General features: G+C 37.4%; 17 protein-coding genes and 2 other annotated features (1 of these 19 only partly in view). Of the genes, 15 read left to right on the forward strand and 2 right to left on the reverse strand.

Going from position 1 to position 18155, the window contains the following annotated elements:
• Positions 1-271, reverse strand: a binding site (T-box leader); it reaches 144 nt to the left of the window's first position.
• 35 nt (positions 272-306) lie between these two features.
• Positions 307-556, reverse strand: a binding site (T-box leader).
• A gap of 435 nt (positions 557-991) precedes the next feature.
• On the reverse strand, positions 992-2038 hold the full coding sequence (locus ACE1TG_RS08425) for a DUF2254 domain-containing protein (protein ID WP_375051934.1): 1047 nt from the start codon (positions 2036-2038) through the stop codon (positions 992-994).
• Between the two features lie 439 nt (positions 2039-2477).
• Here ACE1TG_RS08425 and ACE1TG_RS08430 point away from each other — a divergent pair, with 439 nt between their 5' ends.
• The 8 genes from ACE1TG_RS08430 (at position 2478) to ACE1TG_RS08465 (ending at position 11583) form a co-directional block, all read left to right on the forward strand.
• Positions 2478-4268, forward strand: coding sequence for a M3 family oligoendopeptidase (locus ACE1TG_RS08430; RefSeq protein WP_375051935.1), 1791 nt, complete (start codon positions 2478-2480; stop codon positions 4266-4268).
• 130 nt (positions 4269-4398) lie between these two features.
• Entirely contained in the window at positions 4399-5613 is a 1215-nt protein-coding gene (locus tag ACE1TG_RS08435) for a helix-turn-helix domain-containing protein (RefSeq protein WP_375051936.1), read from the forward strand.
• Between the two features lie 131 nt (positions 5614-5744).
• A complete protein-coding gene (locus ACE1TG_RS08440; RefSeq protein WP_375051937.1) occupies positions 5745-5867 on the forward strand; it encodes a hypothetical protein in 123 nt (40 codons plus the stop codon).
• A gap of 161 nt (positions 5868-6028) precedes the next feature.
• Positions 6029-6424 (forward strand): hypothetical protein, encoded by a 396-nt coding sequence (locus ACE1TG_RS08445; RefSeq protein WP_375051938.1) that lies wholly within the window; start codon positions 6029-6031, stop codon positions 6422-6424.
• A 72-nt stretch (positions 6425-6496) separates the two neighbouring features.
• Positions 6497-9049: an ABC transporter permease gene (locus ACE1TG_RS08450; RefSeq protein ID WP_375051939.1), complete on the forward strand. Its 2553-nt coding sequence runs from the start codon at positions 6497-6499 to the stop codon at positions 9047-9049.
• A 17-nt stretch (positions 9050-9066) separates the two neighbouring features.
• Positions 9067-9744 (forward strand): ABC transporter ATP-binding protein, encoded by a 678-nt coding sequence (locus ACE1TG_RS08455; protein ID WP_375051940.1) that lies wholly within the window; start codon positions 9067-9069, stop codon positions 9742-9744.
• A gap of 354 nt (positions 9745-10098) precedes the next feature.
• Positions 10099-11205: a D-alanine--D-alanine ligase gene (gene ddlA / locus ACE1TG_RS08460; protein WP_375051941.1), complete on the forward strand. Its 1107-nt coding sequence runs from the start codon at positions 10099-10101 to the stop codon at positions 11203-11205.
• A 54-nt stretch (positions 11206-11259) separates the two neighbouring features.
• The gene (locus ACE1TG_RS08465) at positions 11260-11583 is read left to right on the forward strand and encodes a hypothetical protein (RefSeq protein WP_375051942.1); all 324 of its coding nucleotides are present in this window, start codon (positions 11260-11262) and stop codon (positions 11581-11583) included.
• Positions 11584-11686: 103 nt separating this feature from the next.
• Here the strand turns inward: ACE1TG_RS08465 and ACE1TG_RS08470 are convergent, their stop codons facing one another.
• Entirely contained in the window at positions 11687-12247 is a 561-nt protein-coding gene (locus ACE1TG_RS08470) for a nitroreductase family protein (RefSeq protein WP_375051943.1), read from the reverse strand.
• Positions 12248-12445: 198 nt separating this feature from the next.
• Between ACE1TG_RS08470 and ACE1TG_RS08475 the strand changes: the two genes are divergently transcribed.
• From ACE1TG_RS08475 to ACE1TG_RS08505, 7 genes are all read left to right on the forward strand, one after another.
• Positions 12446-12736, forward strand: coding sequence for a cupin domain-containing protein (locus tag ACE1TG_RS08475; RefSeq protein WP_375051944.1), 291 nt, complete (start codon positions 12446-12448; stop codon positions 12734-12736).
• A 38-nt stretch (positions 12737-12774) separates the two neighbouring features.
• Positions 12775-13023, forward strand: a complete 249-nt coding sequence (locus ACE1TG_RS08480; RefSeq protein ID WP_375051945.1) for an amino acid decarboxylase — start codon at positions 12775-12777, stop codon at positions 13021-13023.
• Between the two features lie 68 nt (positions 13024-13091).
• Complete coding sequence (locus ACE1TG_RS08485) at positions 13092-13547, forward strand: nucleoside deaminase (protein ID WP_375051946.1); 456 nt, start codon at positions 13092-13094, stop codon at positions 13545-13547.
• 270 nt (positions 13548-13817) lie between these two features.
• A complete protein-coding gene (gene abc-f / locus ACE1TG_RS08490; protein WP_375051948.1) occupies positions 13818-15611 on the forward strand; it encodes a ribosomal protection-like ABC-F family protein in 1794 nt (597 codons plus the stop codon).
• Between the two features lie 44 nt (positions 15612-15655).
• Positions 15656-16051: a hypothetical protein gene (locus ACE1TG_RS08495; RefSeq protein ID WP_375051949.1), complete on the forward strand. Its 396-nt coding sequence runs from the start codon at positions 15656-15658 to the stop codon at positions 16049-16051.
• A 16-nt stretch (positions 16052-16067) separates the two neighbouring features.
• Entirely contained in the window at positions 16068-16913 is an 846-nt protein-coding gene (locus ACE1TG_RS08500; RefSeq protein WP_375051950.1) for a fructosamine kinase family protein, read from the forward strand.
• Positions 16914-17319: 406 nt separating this feature from the next.
• Positions 17320-17772, forward strand: a complete 453-nt coding sequence (locus ACE1TG_RS08505) for a DUF2269 family protein (protein WP_375051951.1) — start codon at positions 17320-17322, stop codon at positions 17770-17772.
• Positions 17773-18155 lie beyond the last annotated feature (383 nt).

Genomic DNA, 18155 nt, shown 5'->3' on the forward strand with positions numbered 1-18155 from the left:
CCTCCGTACGATAAGTCAACATCGATTTGCTTCGCTCATCGTGTTTCCTTTATCTCCTTCGGCTCAGTCCAGTCCGTACGTCGCTAACCGGGCGTTTCCGCTTTTATTCTTAATATCCTATCCGTGTAACGGCGGAGCTCCGTGTTTCCCTACTGCCATTCAGGAAACCTCTCGTAAGTCCATTCGGCTATTATTCACGTACCGGTATCTCACCACCACCGGTTCTCTTGAACGCTGCAAAAAGCTTACTCCTCTTACTCGACGATTTATTATGTAGTTTTTTGAATACAAAAAGGTCCCCCATCCGAAAAGGACGAGGAACCGTGGTACCACCTTTATTAGCTGAAAAATCAGCTCTCTTTGGCAATATCAAGTAATGAATTACTTAATATTTGTCTCGTATAACGATGAGACATGGTCGCCAAAGCCTACTGACTTACAAGTTTCGGTTTGGAAGCTCAGAAGTCCATTCATCTATACGCGCACACTGACTTACACCAGCCGTCAGCTCTCTAAAGTGTTCATACAGATTACTAATCTTCGTCATTGCTAAGTCGATTTAAATTGTTGTTACTAATCATAGGGGAGTTTGTTGCTAATGTCAAGGTATTTTTTAAATTTGGCTAATTTATTTAGTAGAATTAACTAAAGACTGATTTTCGACTTCAGTAGAACGCTTGGAATTAGGCTTTTGCCTTCAACTTAAGGTAGTCGGTTGGTTCCTTTTTTATTCCCAATTCAATTCCTCTCCTGAAAGACGAGCAAATTTTTCTACTATATCTTTAAGGTGTTGATAGTCCAATGACGGAAGATTCTGTATATCTACAGCTTCCAAAACGTATTTATTGAAATGCCATACATCTTTTTGTATAGACGCCTCACTAACAAGAGCAATCTTATATAATGCATCTATAATGCTATATACAACCGAAATGTCATCTTTTCCGTAATGCTTAATTTGGTAAAAACTTTTATATAAATAGTCTCGGAATTACTTTTGCTGCATAATTAATCGTAAATCTCCATCTGAATCAGAATAATACGTAACAGGACGGTAATTGCCAGCTAATTCCGTAAGCAAGCCACTAATGCGGTGAATACAGTTAATTGCCGTGTTCGGGTCATTCATACTGGTCGAAAGTGCTTTTACAGCAATCTCCACTAACTTTTCTATCGAAAATTCAATATCCTGTAGATCCGTACGTTCATTGCCGATTACCAAAAAACGGTCGTGTTCGGCTAAATTATCGTTTCTGTTTCCTAAAGACCAAAAATAAAAAACCGACATTCCTTTAGGTAAATAATCACCGACTTGAAAAGTTGCCTCTAACACCATGTCATTGTTAGTAGCCCATTTAATAAGATAATTATAATTTACTTGTTGAATATAGCCCGAACGCCTGGCATTAATCGTTTGTCTATCTTTCTCTCTAATGACTTCAATCTGGGAATGGTCCCAATGCTGATGTTCTCCATAGGTTCTTTCTGAAAAGGTTTCTTTTATTAATTCCGATGTTTTGTTACGTATGACGCCAATAAGGAAGTTTACTTGCGCCCAACGTGCCGAAAAATGGATAAATAAAATAAAAAAGCCGAGCGAAATAATCATAATAATAACGGTGAAAAAGGGGCTAAGCAAGTCTTTTTGGTTTGTCTCTGTTAATAACCATAAATTAATCAGTACAAAAATAAATCCAAACGTGTATACACCTAACACGTGTTGTGTGATTTTGCTTTGCATAAAGTCCTGAAGTGCTCGTGGCGAAAACTGGGATGAATACGTCGTTAACATCACCATAATCGTCGAAAAACTTATCGTTGTCATAGTCAGCACAGCTGTGATTAAAGCAGAATAAAGCTGCTTGGCTATACTTTGACCTGTAAGTAAAATGTTCGGAATGCTGCTGGATACTTTAGGGACTAACCAAACATCCAAGGCTGTTATTACAGCTGCTGCAATTATTGAACATAACCCATATACAATGGGAAGAAACCAGAAACTATCGCGAGAGATCGTCCACAATTTTGTTTGATTCATTCCAACCCTCTTTTCTAAACAATAATCACCATGTACCCTGATTAAGAAATAACAAAACTTAAGACGCATTTACAACAAATAATGATCTTATTGAAAATGCCCCTTTTCACATGAGGTGTTCCATGTTTTAACAAAATGCCCCGTTCGTATTGAGAAACACCTTTATTGTCATTGATCGTCTTCGCTTACATCTTTCATCCTCCGTCAGTCCCAAGATACAATCTGGGTAGATTAACATCTCACTTCACTCGATGTTCTAAGTATTTGAGTGAAAACGTAAACTTATTCAAACAACTACCTGATTGGAAAAAGCAACAAGCTTGTGGAAGACCACAAATTCAACCTTGGTCATGATGGTTAATAAGGCTTGGGGCGGATACATGAAATTTAGAAATAATCTATACTATTAGCTAGTGAGAGTCTAAGGGAGGAATTTTTAATGGAGAAAGTAATTAGCGAGAACTGGAGTCTTGATACTCTGTATGCAGGTGGAAAAGGATCAAGTGATTTAAATGGATTAATTTCGCAGTTAAAGCATGATATGAAAGTGCTTCAGAAAATTGTTCAAACGTTTGATCAATTTTATTCTGAGCAAGATTTAATTGATTTTTTGCAACAAATCCAGGAATTTAAGCAAGCGTCTTTTGAACTGGATGAATTTATGGTTTGTCTTTATGCGGTAAATGTTGATGATCCAGATGTATCTAAATTAGTGGATGAAAGCGCAAAGCTTCAAGCTGATTATGAATCACTAAAAATTGATTTAGACGAAATCTTGGCGAGAATTTCAGAAGCCAAGTGGAAAAATTTAATGAATCACGACGAAGTAAAAGAATATCAATTTTACTTAGAAGAGCGCAAACAAAAAATGGACGATAAGTTACCGATAGAAATGGAGAAGATGATAAATAAGCTTTCCGTCAATGGGTTTATTGGCTGGGAGGATTATTATGAACAAATGATGGGTGCTCTGCGATTCCCTGTTGAAAAAGATGGTAAGCAAGAGGAAATCTCGTTTGGGCAAGCAGGAAGATACCTGTTTTCAAGTGATCGATCTGTGCGGCAAAATATTGCGCGGAATATCGTTGAGGTATGTGAGGAACAAGCAGAATCCTTTGCAACAGTTTTAAACAGGATTAATGGTTTCAGGCTTGATGTCTATAAACAACGTGGCTGGGACAATGTGCTAAAGGAAGCGATGGAAGAAAATCGAATTAATGAACAAACAGTTCAAACAATGGTATCAGCAATAAATGAAAATAGAGAAGTCGCTCATACATTTTTTAAGCGGAAGGCTCAAGTAATGGAGCTTGAAAAACTAGCCTGGTATGACATGGATACACCAAGCTTTACTTCTGACAAGAAAGTTTCTTATCAAGAAGCTGCCGATATTATTATTACCCAGTTTCATAAGTTCAGCGACAAGCTTGGTAAGTTTGCTGAGAGGGCATTTCGAGAAGGTTGGATTGAAGCTGAAGATCGCAAGGGTAAAACGCATGGCGGGTTTTGTGCTTTTATGCCACTGAAAAAAGAAAGCCGAATTTTCCTAACCTTCACAGGTAGCTATCAGGACGTTGTGACAATTGCCCACGAGCTTGGACATGCTTATCATAACTATATTTTGCAAGATGAGCCTGCTTTTACACAAGAAATAAGCACAAGTGTTGCGGAAACTGCATCTACCTTTGCGGAAAACTTAGTACTGGATGCTGCTATTGAGCATGCATCAAGTGAAGAAGATAAATTGCCCCTACTGGAAATGAAAATTTTAAATGGGTTAAAGTATCAGGTTACTGTACCAGCTATGTTTGAATTTGAACAAAAGCTATATGAACAACGAATGCAAGGACCGCTGACTGCAAATGAAATTTCAAATTTAATGGAAGGCATGATAAAGAAAATTTATGGCGATGCTTTGGATGAAAATAATAAGTATTTGTGGATGACCATACCTCACTTTTTTCATACAGATTTAGCTTTCTACAACATCCCATATACCATTGGTTATCTGTTCAGTAATGGTATCTATGCTATAGCAAAAGAACAAGGCAAACAATTTCCAGAACAATATGATGCCTTGCTGCAAAACTCTGGAAAAATGACAGTAGAGGATTTAGCAAGTCGTTTCCTCAACAAGGATATTGGAGAGAAGGAATTTTGGGAAGCATCTCTGGAACCAACTATTGAAGCGATAAACGAATATATGAAGCTGACAGAGAAGTTGGCATAAACTATCGGAAAAACGGACAGTAAATAGGGCGCTGTTCGTTTTTTATATATAAAAACATACTAATTACTTTTAACTATTATTACATATTTGTTACAATTGTATTAATAATCTGAATCCACGGAGGACTGTTATGAATACAGTTGGCTTACTTCTTAAACAATTACGTGTCCAAAAAGGGATTACGCAAATAGAACTATTAAATGATAAGTATTCAACTACATATCTAAGTCGTATTGAAAATGGACAAATTCACCCTTCCAAATCATTTATTGAATTTGTTGCCAATAGATTAAATATGCCCGCACAAGATTTATATCTTAATCGTAGCTTTGATGAAAACGAAATCATGCGAATCTACAGGGAATTTCGGGAACGTGGTTCAGTTACGGAAAAAGATATATCACTTCTTTCTATCTATGCATGCCAATCTTTTTCAACTACCTCCTATTTACGTATATATAGTATATTAATTCGTTATAGACTTAAATTTCATCTATATAAGGAAGCAAAAAAAGTAATATTACAATCTAAACGATTTTTAACAGATATTGAAACTATGAATAACACCGGTGAGGAGTTACCATACTTTCTTATAGCCTGTGGAAACTTTTACTTTATTACACAAGACTTCTTTAAAGCGGACGAATATTACACAAAGGCTATAAAATTAAATTTGGCAAAAGAAGATTTAGCTGACCTTTTTTACAATATAAGTATTACTAAGCAACGTACTTTACCGAATATAGAAACTAGCCTTTATTACTCAAATATGGCCTATAATCTGTATGCTGAATTACATCTGGTTTATAAACAACATCGTACTATGATCACGATAGCCCTACAGAACAATTTGTTAGGTAACAATAAAGTTGCCATTGAACAATTGAACAAAGTCAAATCCTATATGTCGTCCATTCGAGATGTGGAAATGCTTTCGAAAATTGAGTACAATCTTGGAAATATTCAACATAAGATAGGCAATTATAAACAAGCTTTAAATCATTATAATAAGGGTCTGGAATATCTAACTATTATTGATTTAAATAAAGGGAAATTTTATGTTTATAGAAATCTAACCTTGTTGTATTTAGATTTAAAGAACTTCCCAATGGTTGATCAATATACAGAAAAGGCTTTTGATGTAATAAATAAAGAGATCCATCCTTATTCTTTTAATGAAATGTTAAGTATAAAGGCAAAGGTACTTAATCTTAAAGGTGAAGGAAAGCTATATCAAAGTATAATGGAAAAAGCAATAGAAAACTGCATCCATAGCAACCTTCAAACATTGGCAAATAAACTGAGTGCTGAATTGGGCAAACACTATTATCAAAACAATAGATAAAAGGCTGCACAATACCTACTAAATTTGTTGGATTAACTATTAAATAACTTGGAATTTCCCTTTCCCTATTTATGCTATATCAATAGCTTTATATTATAGTTATTCTAACTTCATGAAGGGAGAAAAAAACTATGAAGAAAACACTATTTTTGATAGCAATTATGGCATTTATGTTTAGTTTTGGAGCTACACCGTCTCTTGCGCATGATGATGATCAGCCCGGTCCGCTGACTCCTGACTCCACCATATTCTGAAGTATGATTCTATTGTGAGGTAAAGTTAGTAGATTTTTGGTCAAATAACTACTAGATTCAAGTTCTAAATTTACTTCTTCTAATTTACTAGAAGCAGCCTTTACAATAAAAGTGTGATTACAAACAACATCTGCAGATTTAATTATTGGGAGGATTGAGGGATGAAAAAGTTTGGTAAATTGATTGTTGCACTTGCATTTGGTGTGGGTATCTTAGCATTAGGAGGTAATGCCGCTAGTGCGGATGCTCAAACGTTAGGAATTCCAACAAACGCTTCAATTACATCAGGGAATGATACAATTCAAGGAAGTTCTGCTACCGACTATTGGTCTATCTCTTGGGGTGGAGGTAACGGAACATATTTTGTTGATTTTGATGATGACAATGGTGGTGGATTCTATAATCCTAGTGCCAACTTCACATCATATTCAGGAGATTCAACATATTACCTAAGCCCTGGACAAACATCTAAAACTTGGTCTCAATATTTAAGGGTTTCGTCTGCCGGTGGAGGTAGCGATACTGACGGTGCGAATATAACACAAACAGCATATTAATTGTTTTTGAACAGAAGAAGAGACTGCTCCTCTTCTTCTGTTCATTTATTATTTATTGGGGGTTATGAGTTAATGTTAGCACTAATCATCAAGTCTCTTAAAAGCCGAAAGACGTTCTCATTATTATTTATACTAGCTACAGCCATTATTTTACTGACATTACCTATCTCTTTGTTGACCCTACAAAAAAATCAAGCACAGATTGAAGAAAATATAACTGAAAACGCCCGTGGTAGCTACGATATACTAGTTCGTCCAGACGATTCAAGAAATAACATTGAAAAAAAGTATGGAGTTGTTCAAGAAAATTACCTTAATTATGGTAAGGGTGGCATTTCAATAGATGATTGGAAGGACATAAAATCCGAGGAAGAAATTGATGTTGCTGCTCCTGTTGCCGCTATAGGATACTTCACTGGTATAACAAAATCCTATTCCCTTCCTATGCCTGAACAATCCATTCGTTCTACTGCGAAGTTTTATACTTCCAACGGATTGAATAAATTTCAAATTGGTGATCCACGAATTGAAATGATGTTAAAACGAAGCAAGCCTGTAAATAATGATAATTTCGAGAGGTTAGCAAGTAAGAATAGTCCATTTGGCGGTCCTGGCCCGCCAATGTTTATTTTACCAAGTACATATCATTTTTTAGTGGGAATTAATCCCGATAGTGAAACGAAACTAACTGGGTTTTCATTTAAAGACTTGAGCGATGACAGCCTCAGTAAACGACAAAAGAACATGTACAATAGAGGCTTTGATAATTCCCCCATTGTAAGAGTCATGAAGTTAAAAGATCCTGATGTTCCTATAACTGTAGAATCAAAAACGGATTTTTTAAACATCAGCCCATCACAAACGAATGAGATTATAACTAAATTTGGACTGGGACAATATGAATTTTTACTCGAGGCAAGGAATGTAGATGAACAAAAATACAACGAGATGTTCCAATATGTCTATAATTATCCTGCGAAAAGAACACGTGAGTATGAATTAAACTTTTCAGATAAACTGGATCCGTTCGATTCAATACGCCTAATGGTGAACAAGCAGGGTGATATCGTGAAAAATACAGGGTCTAGTCGCTATAATTATGGAAGATTAACGATGTACTATACGACGTCAAATATAAATTATGAAATTGACGAAGAAAATAAAACACTTTCAGTATCTAAAATAAATAATGAAAATAACAGTTCCATTTTCAGAACTCAGATAGGAACGTATGAGAATATTCCATCTTATCGTAAGATTACGGAAAATGGAAAACCATTTGGAATGTACGAAAGCCCCCCATACTTCCTTGCAACAGTTGGGTCGTATAAAATTGGAAGCAAAGAAAATCAATTAGCCGCAAGTCCACTAGGCATCTATAGTTTGACCCCAACAGTGCTTGAAACAAATGGTAAGAAAGTTCATGAAACTATTTATCCTGGTAGTTTCGTTCCGGCACCAGCCCATGGTGTAACAACAATTGAATCTGCTCAGGTGATAAAAGGGAAAAAACCCATCGATGCCATCAGAGTTCGAGTGGCAGGGATTGAGAGTTATACAGAAGCTGCAGCTAATAAAATAAAACGAGTAGCCGAAAATATTGCGAATCAAGGTTTTGAAGTAGATGTCGTTGCCGGGGCTTCCCGCCAGCAAATGAAGGTGGATGTAGAAGGGGTCGGTACGGTGTTGGAACCATGGACTACGCTTGGTGCCGCCGCAAATATTGTAAAAGGATGGAATGGAACAAGTATCATACTCGCAGTTGCTTTTGCTATTGTAACGTTGGTTTATTTACTAAGTAGGTTATTATTTGCAAATGTTGAAAAGCAAGGTGAAGCATTACTACTCTCTCAGCTTGGTTGGCGGAAAAAGCATATCAAACAAAAAATGGCAACAGAATTTTCATTATTAAGTCTAATTGGATTAACCTTTTCCATGATTATTTTCTTCGGCTTACAAAAAATTTATGAATTAACCTCCTTTATTTATCTGATACAAACTGCATTATTTGTAGCTATGTTAATCTTTATATTACTGGGGATGAAAACAAAATTCTCTACTAAATTAGTTAAAAAGAAACGTTCGAACAAGAAGTCCAACGGTAGATTGATAATTAGTAACTTAAAATACTACAGGAAATATATCCAACTACCCTTTGTCCAATTGATGATTGTAAGTGCTTTATCGACTTTTGTGTATTTAGCTGTTCAAGCTACGATTGACCAAACAGATTTGACCACACTAGGACAATATATCAATGTTCAGTCAGGTTCCTTTCAAATGCTCATCATTATTGGTGCTTATCTACTAGCATTATTCACGATGTTTGAGGGGTTAACAACGCTGTTTAACATTAGAAAAATAGAATTAACTACTTTTCAAACGATTGGTTGGGCACATCGGCACATATACAAATTGTTACTTTCTGAAATTGCAATGTGGACTGGTGGAGCAATTTTTATGGGAGCAATTTTGAGTACAGGTATTTATGTTTTATTGTACGGATTTCAACTATCAATAATCTGGATTATACTTTTTTCCATAATCGGATTTTACCTTATGGCCCTGGTCTTATCATCCGTTGTAATCTGGGTAATGCTAAAGAAAAAGTTAAAACTTTCATGATGGGAGTGCGAGTAAGAATGGCAGTAAATTTAAATGAAGTATCTAAATTATATGGCTCACAAGACCATCCAATTTATGCGTTAAACAAAGTCAATTTAACAATTAAACAAGGTGATTGGTTAACTATTCTAGGGCCATCAGGATCAGGTAAAACAACATTGCTTAACTGTATCGGTGGAATGGTTACTCCGGACATTGGCGAAATATCTAATGGAAGTCAAAACTTATCCAACCTATCAGCAAAAGAATTACAGATATATCGTCGCACAAAAATAGGATATGTGTTTCAAGACTTTCGCTTGTTAGAGCAATATTCTGTGCTTGATAATGTTATGCTTCCACAAATCCCGTATCAGCCACTCAAGGAAATTAAAGAAAGGGCAATTACAGTTCTAAAACAATTAGGAATGTATGATCGTATGCATCACATCCCTGGTCAACTTTCAGGAGGAGAAAAACAACGAACTGCTATTGCCCGTGCTTTACTAAATCAACCATCACTTCTTATCTGTGATGAACCGACGGGTAACCTGGATAAAGACAGTCGCAATCTGATTCTGGATATACTTAATAGACTGCATAGTGAAGGTCATACTATTCTTTTAGTTACACATGACCCTGAAATAGCCGACCATGGAGATCGTGAATGTTATATAAGGGATGGGATACTGGAGGAAGCTGAAATGTTCTCTTAATTAAACGTAAAAAGATAAGTATTTAAAAAACTTATAGTGTGAGTTGTAGGTTTTTTAAAGTGTCCTAGTCAATTACCTTTTTACTGCTCTCCATTTGTCTATGATAGTAGTGCCCCTGGATTACTAAAAATATAATTATGTGAACCGGCGTGTTGGCAGGGAGAAACTTGACGATAATCGTTCCGACGGCTGTTGGATATCGAGTGCCCTTCATAATTTAAAGTACTAAGACTTAAAGCCATTTATATTTTGGGGGTGGAATTATAAATTAATATAAATCATTTTCTTCTGTTTCAAACAACCCTTTTTGTGCTATTTTAGATATATATGATTTTTTTCAAGGGAGTTCTGATGATGACGAAGAAAAAAGTTGGTATTATATTTGGCGGAAAGTCGGCTGAACACGAAGTATCATTACAATCAGCTAAAAATATTGTTGATGCAATTGATAAAAATAAATATGATGTTGTTCTTATCGGGATTGATAAACAAGGTAAATGGCATATAAATGATCAATCTTCCTACTTAATTAATGCTGAAAACCCAAAATTAATTCAATTAAACAAATCAAACGATACGATAGCAATAGTGCCTGGAGAGACCGATAATCAAATGATACATGCAGCAAATGCAGGTGCTTTGGACCAGCTTGATGTTGTGTTTCCGATTGTCCATGGTACATTAGGAGAAGATGGCAGCATACAAGGAATGATGCGGATTGCAAACCTCCCATATGTCGGTTCGAACGTTTTGGGGTCATCTGTGTGCATGGATAAAGATGTCGCGAAACGTTTGCTAAAAGAAGCGGGTATTAATGTTGCAAATGGCTTAGCATTTTCAAGTGCAAAAAAAGATAAGATTAATTACGACGAAATAAAAGAAAAAATTGGAACACCGATGTTCATAAAGCCAGCAAATCAAGGCTCTTCAGTTGGTGTTAGTAAAGTTTCATCGAAGGAAGAATTTTATAAAGCGGTTAGCGAGGCATTTCAATATGACCATAAACTTATTGTCGAAGAAAGTCTTGTTGGCCGTGAAATAGAATGTGCTGTATTAGGTAATGAACATCCTAACGCATCAGTCCCTGGTGAAATTTTGCCACAAACGGAATTTTACTCCTATGAGTCAAAGTATATTGATGAAAGCGGAGCAAAGCTGGAAATACCAGCAGATCTATCAGACGAAATGGTTGCAAAAGTGCAGAAGACAGCTGTTGAAGTGTTTGAAACACTTGAGTGTGAAGGCTTAGCCCGTGTTGATTTCTTTTTAACTGAGGACGGAGAAGTGTATGTAAACGAGGTTAATACATTGCCTGGATTCACCCGAATTAGCATGTATCCGAAGCTGTGGGAAATCAGTGGGGTTTCCTATCCAGAATTGATTACCCAATTGATTGAGCTAGCAATTGATCGTCATCAGAAAAACAGTATGCTGAAAAGCGCTGTTTGGGATGAGGAATAAGGAAAAGGATTGGCCGCTAGGAGTTGCATGAAGTGACTCCAGCGGCTTTTTATAATGCCTGAAAGTGTTGGAATGAGCAGAAGAGAAGGTGGAATGAGCAGAAGAGAAGATGGAATGAGCAGAAGAGAGGATGGAATGAGCAGAAGAGAGGATGGAATGAGCAGAAGAGAGGATGGAATGAGCAGAAGAGAGGATGGAATGAGCAGAAGAGAGGATGGAATGAGCAGAAGAGAGGATGGAATGAGCAGAAGAGAAGGTGGAATGAGCAGAAGAGAAGGTGGAATGAGCAGAAGAGAAGGTGGAATGAGCAGAAGAGAAGGTGGAATGAGCAGAAGAGAAGGTGGAATGAGCAGAAGAGAAGGTGGAATGAGCAGATAAGCTTCTAAATCAGCAGATGGCCACAAAACCAGCCCTGTAGTTGAAAAAAAGTTAACAAAAAAGGGTGTCATATTAAGCTATGCTTACATGACACCCTTTTCTACTACCCTTTAAACGTTGAGAATTTCTCGCTAACTGGTACTCTACCTTTTTTAATAGGCTTTTCATCAAAGTACCCAAGATGGATGAACCCTACTATTTTCTCATCCTCACCAACATCGAGGATTTCTTTTACTTTTGGATCATAAATGTGTGGATTGGTTTTCCATACGACACCAAGCTGTTGTTCCCAGGCAAGCAGCCAAAAGTTTTGAATCATGGATGCTGTTGCTCCAAAGTTTTCGTCCCATTGCTTTTGATTATCGGGTACATCCATCACAACTATTAGGAATGCATTCGGTTCATTCAGGTACTCTCTGCGATTCTCCTGCTTTTCTTCTGGATATGTGGCAGCAACTTTTTCGGCAAATGTTTCTTTTTGCTCTGGTCCAACAAAAATAAAGCGCCACGGCTGTCGGTTACCGTGAGTTGGGGCCCATGTTGCATCATCCAGTAAGTTCATCACCGTTTCTTCTGTTACAGGTTTATCATTATAGCCTTTTTTAACAGCACGACGTTCACGGATAATTGTTGCAAGTGCTGTTGATTTTTTTGTTTGTTCCATTTGATGTCCTCCTCGTTGTTCCCTCTATAAATCTATATGCGTGTAACTGATAATTATTTTCAATTGTAGCCGATGAGACGGTAAAAATCAATGGACTTAAAAAACATAGTCATGTGTGATGTTTATCACATTACTTCATTGTGATATTGGTTACACTGTAGGCAAGACTTAATTTAAATAATGAAAGGTTGTGTCAGAATGCAACTTATAACAGTAGACCATGAGATAATGAAGCCTATTGAGGGGAAAAAGGTTTTTGATGAGGATAACCGTGAGATTATGCACATCAAATTAAAAGCTGGTGAAGAAATTAAAGAGCACGACTCACCGAAACACGTGTTTATATTTGTTAAAAAAGGTGAGGTTGAATTCACGCTTAACAATGAGGGTTATACGATTAATCAGGAAACGATACTGCGTATGGAACCATATGAGCGCCATGCATTAAAAGCTCTAAGTGACGTGGCCATCCTTGTTATGAAATGCTAGTTTAAGTATTAAAGCCTTTGGCAGGTTGGGGTGAAAAGATGCTGGATGTACAGTTGGAAGGGAAAAGAGCTATCATTGATCTGCGTGAGCGAATTCTAAACGGAGAACATCCGCGTAACGAGGTGTTCAATTATGTAAAACAAGCCCCTCTTGGGATGATAATTGAGGTACACGTACCACATGAAGCACAGCCTCTAGTCGGGGGAATGGAGAGTTTTGGTCTAAATGTAATTACTGATCAGCTTGAGGTTGGACATTATCGATTAATGACAGTAAAGTTAGGTTAAATATAATGAAGAGGCAGTTATCTTATGATGGAGATAGCTGCTTTCATAATATGCGAGGAGGTTATAATATGGATAAATTTATGGAACGAGCAGTGGAGTTAGCTTCAGATAATGTTCGTAATGGTGGTGAACCTTTTGGTGCAGTCCTGGTGAAAAACAATAACCTGGTTGAGGAAGGGGTCAATGAATTACATAAACGCTTTGATATTACTGCACATGCAGAAATACAGGCGATGCGAAAAGCCCAGAAGAAGATGCATACGCATGTTTTACAGGGATATACCATGTACGCGAGCGGAGAGCCGTGTCCGATGTGTATGACGGCAATGTATTTTGCCGGGATTGATATAATATATTATTGTGCCACAGCTGAGGATGCTGTTGAAGCAGGATTAGGAAAGTCGGAGTTTGTTTATGAAGAGTTAAAAAAACCAAAGGCTGAACGTCAAATTCGTATGGTACATATGCCCTTAGAAGAGGCGCAGGAAAATCCAATGAAATTGTATAAGGAAGAAAAAGCATGATTTGACAGAGCAGCACCACATCCGTATGATAAAAGAAAGATTAACTGAAGGAGGACCTACCCGACAATGAAGTAAACCCGCGTTTTTTCCAATCAAGTTTGAAAAAATTCAAACGAGCGTTTCTGTCTGAATGAAACGAATGGGATACGTGTGTACTTTTAACGGGTGGCAATCATAATCAAAAATTTTTCCGTGAATCGGTATATCCATATTTCCATCGTAATCATTCACAGGCAGATTCCTGTGTTTTTTTACTATGGGGGTATGGATATGTTTGTTTTTAAGGCGAAAGGTCTTAGCAAGGAATGGAACGGCAATATGATTTTTCAAAACATCGATATTGAGCTGCAACAGGGTGAACATGTGGCGCTATTTGGTCGGAATGGATCAGGTAAAACATCGCTTCTAAATGGATTGCTCGAAAAAACAGCATTTGATGCGGGAGCTATTCAACGATTTATTCCGTCGGATGATTGGGGTGTGCTTGAACAGGATCCTGCTATTGATTCAAACCTAACGACCCTGGAATTTGTCCAAAGTGCTGCTGGGAAGGTTTATCACCTGAAAAAAAAGCTCGAGTATGTACAAGCGCAATCCAAAATCAATATGGAAAAATATACAGCAATCTATAATGAATTTATAGGACTCGATGGATATAATTTGGAACCTAAGGCAGAAACTGCACTGCAACAAGTTAAACTAACTTCAGAAGTGTGGGAAAGCTCGTATGACCAGTTAAGTGGTGGTCAAAAAACGAGGGCTCAGCTTGCCCGCCTTATTTTGCAAAATCCGGAATGTATTATCATGGATGAACCGACAAATCACTTGGATAAAGAAACGATTGAATGGCTGGAAGAATGGCTTGTGAATTATAAGGGTGCTGTGTTGTTTGTCTCTCACGATCGTTTATTTCTGGACCGTACAGCACATGCAATTTATGAACTGAATGCAAATGAATGCAAACGATATGAGGGAGGTTATTCTGCTTATCGTGAACAAAAAGAAGTTGAGCGACGTACACAGGAATCGACTTATCGTAAGCAAGAACAGAAAAAAGAAGATTTACTAAAGACAATTCGAAACTACCAGCAATGGTTTCAGCAGGCTCATAAAGCAGCAGGGCAAAATGACTTCGCACGTTCAAAAGCAAAGAAAAACGTATCACGGTTCAAAGCGAAAGAAAAAGAACTGGAACGGCTGGAAAATAATAAAGTGCAGAAACCCCAAGCTGATAAAAAATTAAACGTAAAGCTGGACGACAGTGCTTTTTCTGCAAGAAGATTGCTGCAAATAGAGAATCTATTTTTTTCCTACAGTAAGGAACAGGAACTTTTTACCAACTTAAATGCCTCTATATACAGGGGCGACCGTATTGGGGTGATAGGTCCGAACGGCTCAGGCAAATCGACGTTATTAAAGCTTATTACAGCTGATCTTACTGCCGAGAAGGGTGGTATAAGGCAAAACCCTCAAACGAAGATCGGCTATTTCGCACAGGAACTGGAAAATCTGGATGAACAAAAGACGATTCTAGATAGTATGCTTGAATTGCCAGGTATGACGCAAACTGATGCAAGAACGATTCTGGGTTGTTTCTTATTTTCAAGGGAATCTGTTTTTAAGCAGATTTCAACCTTGAGCATGGGAGAGAAATGCCGCATAGCCTTTCTCAATCTTTATTTCAGCAACGCCAATCTGCTAGTGTTGGATGAGCCAACAAACTTCCTGGATGTAGATACGAAGGAAGTTATTGAGGATGTTTTACAAGCATATCCAGGAGCACTTGTCATTGTTTCCCACGATCGTTATCTAATTAAGAAGACCTCAAATCGTATTATCGAACTGGGAGGGCAGGGAATGATCGACTATGTTGGAACCTATGATGAATTTCTGGAACACAAAAACAGTGCTAATGAAAGTGATCCGAGCAACGATAATGAAATTCGGGAACTTAAACTTAAACTGACCCAACTAATGAGTATGGAAGCAGAAGACGAACAGGAAAAAGAGGAAATTCTCTATGAAATTAAAAAAGTTCAGAAAATGCTCCATGATAAAGCGTAATTTCATGATAATATAGTGCTAAAGATAGTTCCAGGAGGATATTAATGTTAAAGAAACTTTATTACACATCGGAAATAATGACCGCAACTATTATTGGCTCTGCTATTATGTTATTATTCTATATCGTTGAAAACATTATGGGGAATGATGTTGCGGTAAATGCACTTATAACAAAATCTATTATTGTGGTAGTACTCTATTTCATCGTATACTTTATTGCATTTTTCTTTTTAGTAAATCCGTTTTATGATTTTCTGAAAGGAAAGCTAACCAGCCAGCTTACGGCAATCGTTATTCTCATCATCGCAAATCTTATATTATTCGCTGGTTTATATGTAGATACATCTCAGACACTACTGGAAGTAATTATAGATAACTATCGTTTATTTTTAGCAACGAATCTATCGATAGTTTTCTTTTCCTTTAAAAAAACGTCATAGAAAGTGAGGCATAATAATGAACAAATTCATCGAACAAGCATTACATGCGGCAAGTGACTTTTCAACACTAAAGCGGGTTAAGCAAACATTCGGTGGATCAATTAATGATAGCTTTTTTGTTGAAACAAATGAGCGAAAGTATTTTGTTAAATATCATACGGATGCGCCGGATCGTTTTTTTGAGCTGGAAGCAAAAGGTCTTCGTTTAATCAGGGAAACAAATTCGGTTTCTGTTCCTGAAGTGCTGGCATATTCTGATGAAAAAAATAATGCGTTTCTTGTAATGGATTGGGTTGAAGGACGAAAAGCGCAGGATACAGAAGCAAAGCTAGGTGATCGAATAGCAAAGATGCATCAGACCTTTAACAATCAGCATGGCTTTCCGGATGATACATTCATTGGCGTACTGCCACAGCCGAATGGATTATTCTCAAGCTGGCTGGAATATTACCGGGATAGCAGACTTTCCGCCCAACTGGATCAAGGGATTGAGCAAAACAGTATTACGGGAAATCGACGACTCCGAATGGAAAAATTACTGTTGAAACTGGAAAAGTGGATACCTGATGATGTTAAACCATCTTATTTACATGGTGATTTATGGGGTGGAAATTGGCTTGTAGGCGCAGGTGGCAACCCATATGTGATTGATCCGTCATTCTTGTATGGAGACCGACATTTTGAACTTGCTTTTACGGAACTGTTTGGTGGCTATTCTGGGGATTTTTATCAAGCTTACGTAGAACGTTTTCCTTTGAGGGATGATTATGAGGATATTAAAGCCTTATATCAGCTCTATTATCTGCTTGTTCATTTAAATATTTTTGGGGAGTCGTATGTCCTAGGGTCGATTCAATTCTGAAACGATATGTAGGGTTGAACTAATTTTGGACACAAATTTGTTACAAAGTTACTAATAAATGTGTGGAATGTCACAGCCCCTATGCAGGTAAATTTATATGATTGCAGTGAACCAAGTTTTACTTGAGCTTATGAAGCTATAAAATTTAAGTGCTGTTGGATAATTAGAGTATCGGATTAGCCATATCCAGCTTCAGCGCTTAGCGCCTAGTGGACTTCCCTCCCCGTGTCTACGATAAGTCAACATCGAATGGCTAACGCTCTTCGTGTATCCTTTATCTCAGGGAAAAGGAAGATCGACTAAGACCGCCGCTTTGCGCGGCAACGTCGACCTACCCGCGATGCGCGGGCACAGTCTATACGGTGCTAAACAGGCGCTTGCGCTTTTGTTCCAGGAGGCAATTAAAATGACATTTTATGAGTTGCTTGTTTTTATTCATGTTTTCTCAGCGATATTAGGTATGGGCCCAGGGTTTGTGATGATTTATATTGTGACTAAAGCAACAACACTGACTGAATTAAAGCATGCTTACATAATACGTAACCAACTGCATATCTTTGTAATGGTCGGTGGGACGCTGCTGCTGATAACAGGCTTGTTGATGGGGTATCTGCATCCATATTTATTTGAACAAGGCTGGTATGTAATCAGTTTAATATTGTATTTAATAGCGCTAGGATTTGGCCCTACTGTACTATCACCAAGATCCAAGCCTATTAAGACGATATTAAAGGAACACAATGGTGATAAGATTCCAGCTGAATACTTCATACTTTCCAAAAAACTGTTTTTCTTCGAGCGCATTGAAAATGTTATTTTTTTAATAGTAATTGCCTTAATGATATTGAAGCCTTTTTAATGGGGATAAAATGCTTTGCCAAAACAATTGGCAAAGCTAATTTTTTATTTAAAAGTACCATGCTTGAGTCAAATTCATAATTACAATAATTGAGCAGTAAATCATAACTATTGGAAATGTGCTATGCCTGTTGATTTCCACTGCAGGCGGACGCTTTCCGCGGGCATGGCTTGAGCCTCCTTGCCCCGGCAAGGGGTATGCCGACGTTGTCCGCAAAGGACGGTTTTAGTCGGCCTTCATTTAGCGGCACTCCGGGGTCTCAAGGCTCATGTTATTCCCGCAGGAGTCGCCGCCCTCCGTTCCAATCAACTATAGTAGTACTTTGAATTACAATAAAACACCATAAAGCAGGTGTTAAATTTTGGAGCAAAGGGATAGGGATA

This window comes from Virgibacillus sp. JSM 102003 (assembly GCF_041949995.1).
Classification (GTDB): Bacteria; Bacillota; Bacilli; order Bacillales; family Amphibacillaceae; genus Lentibacillus.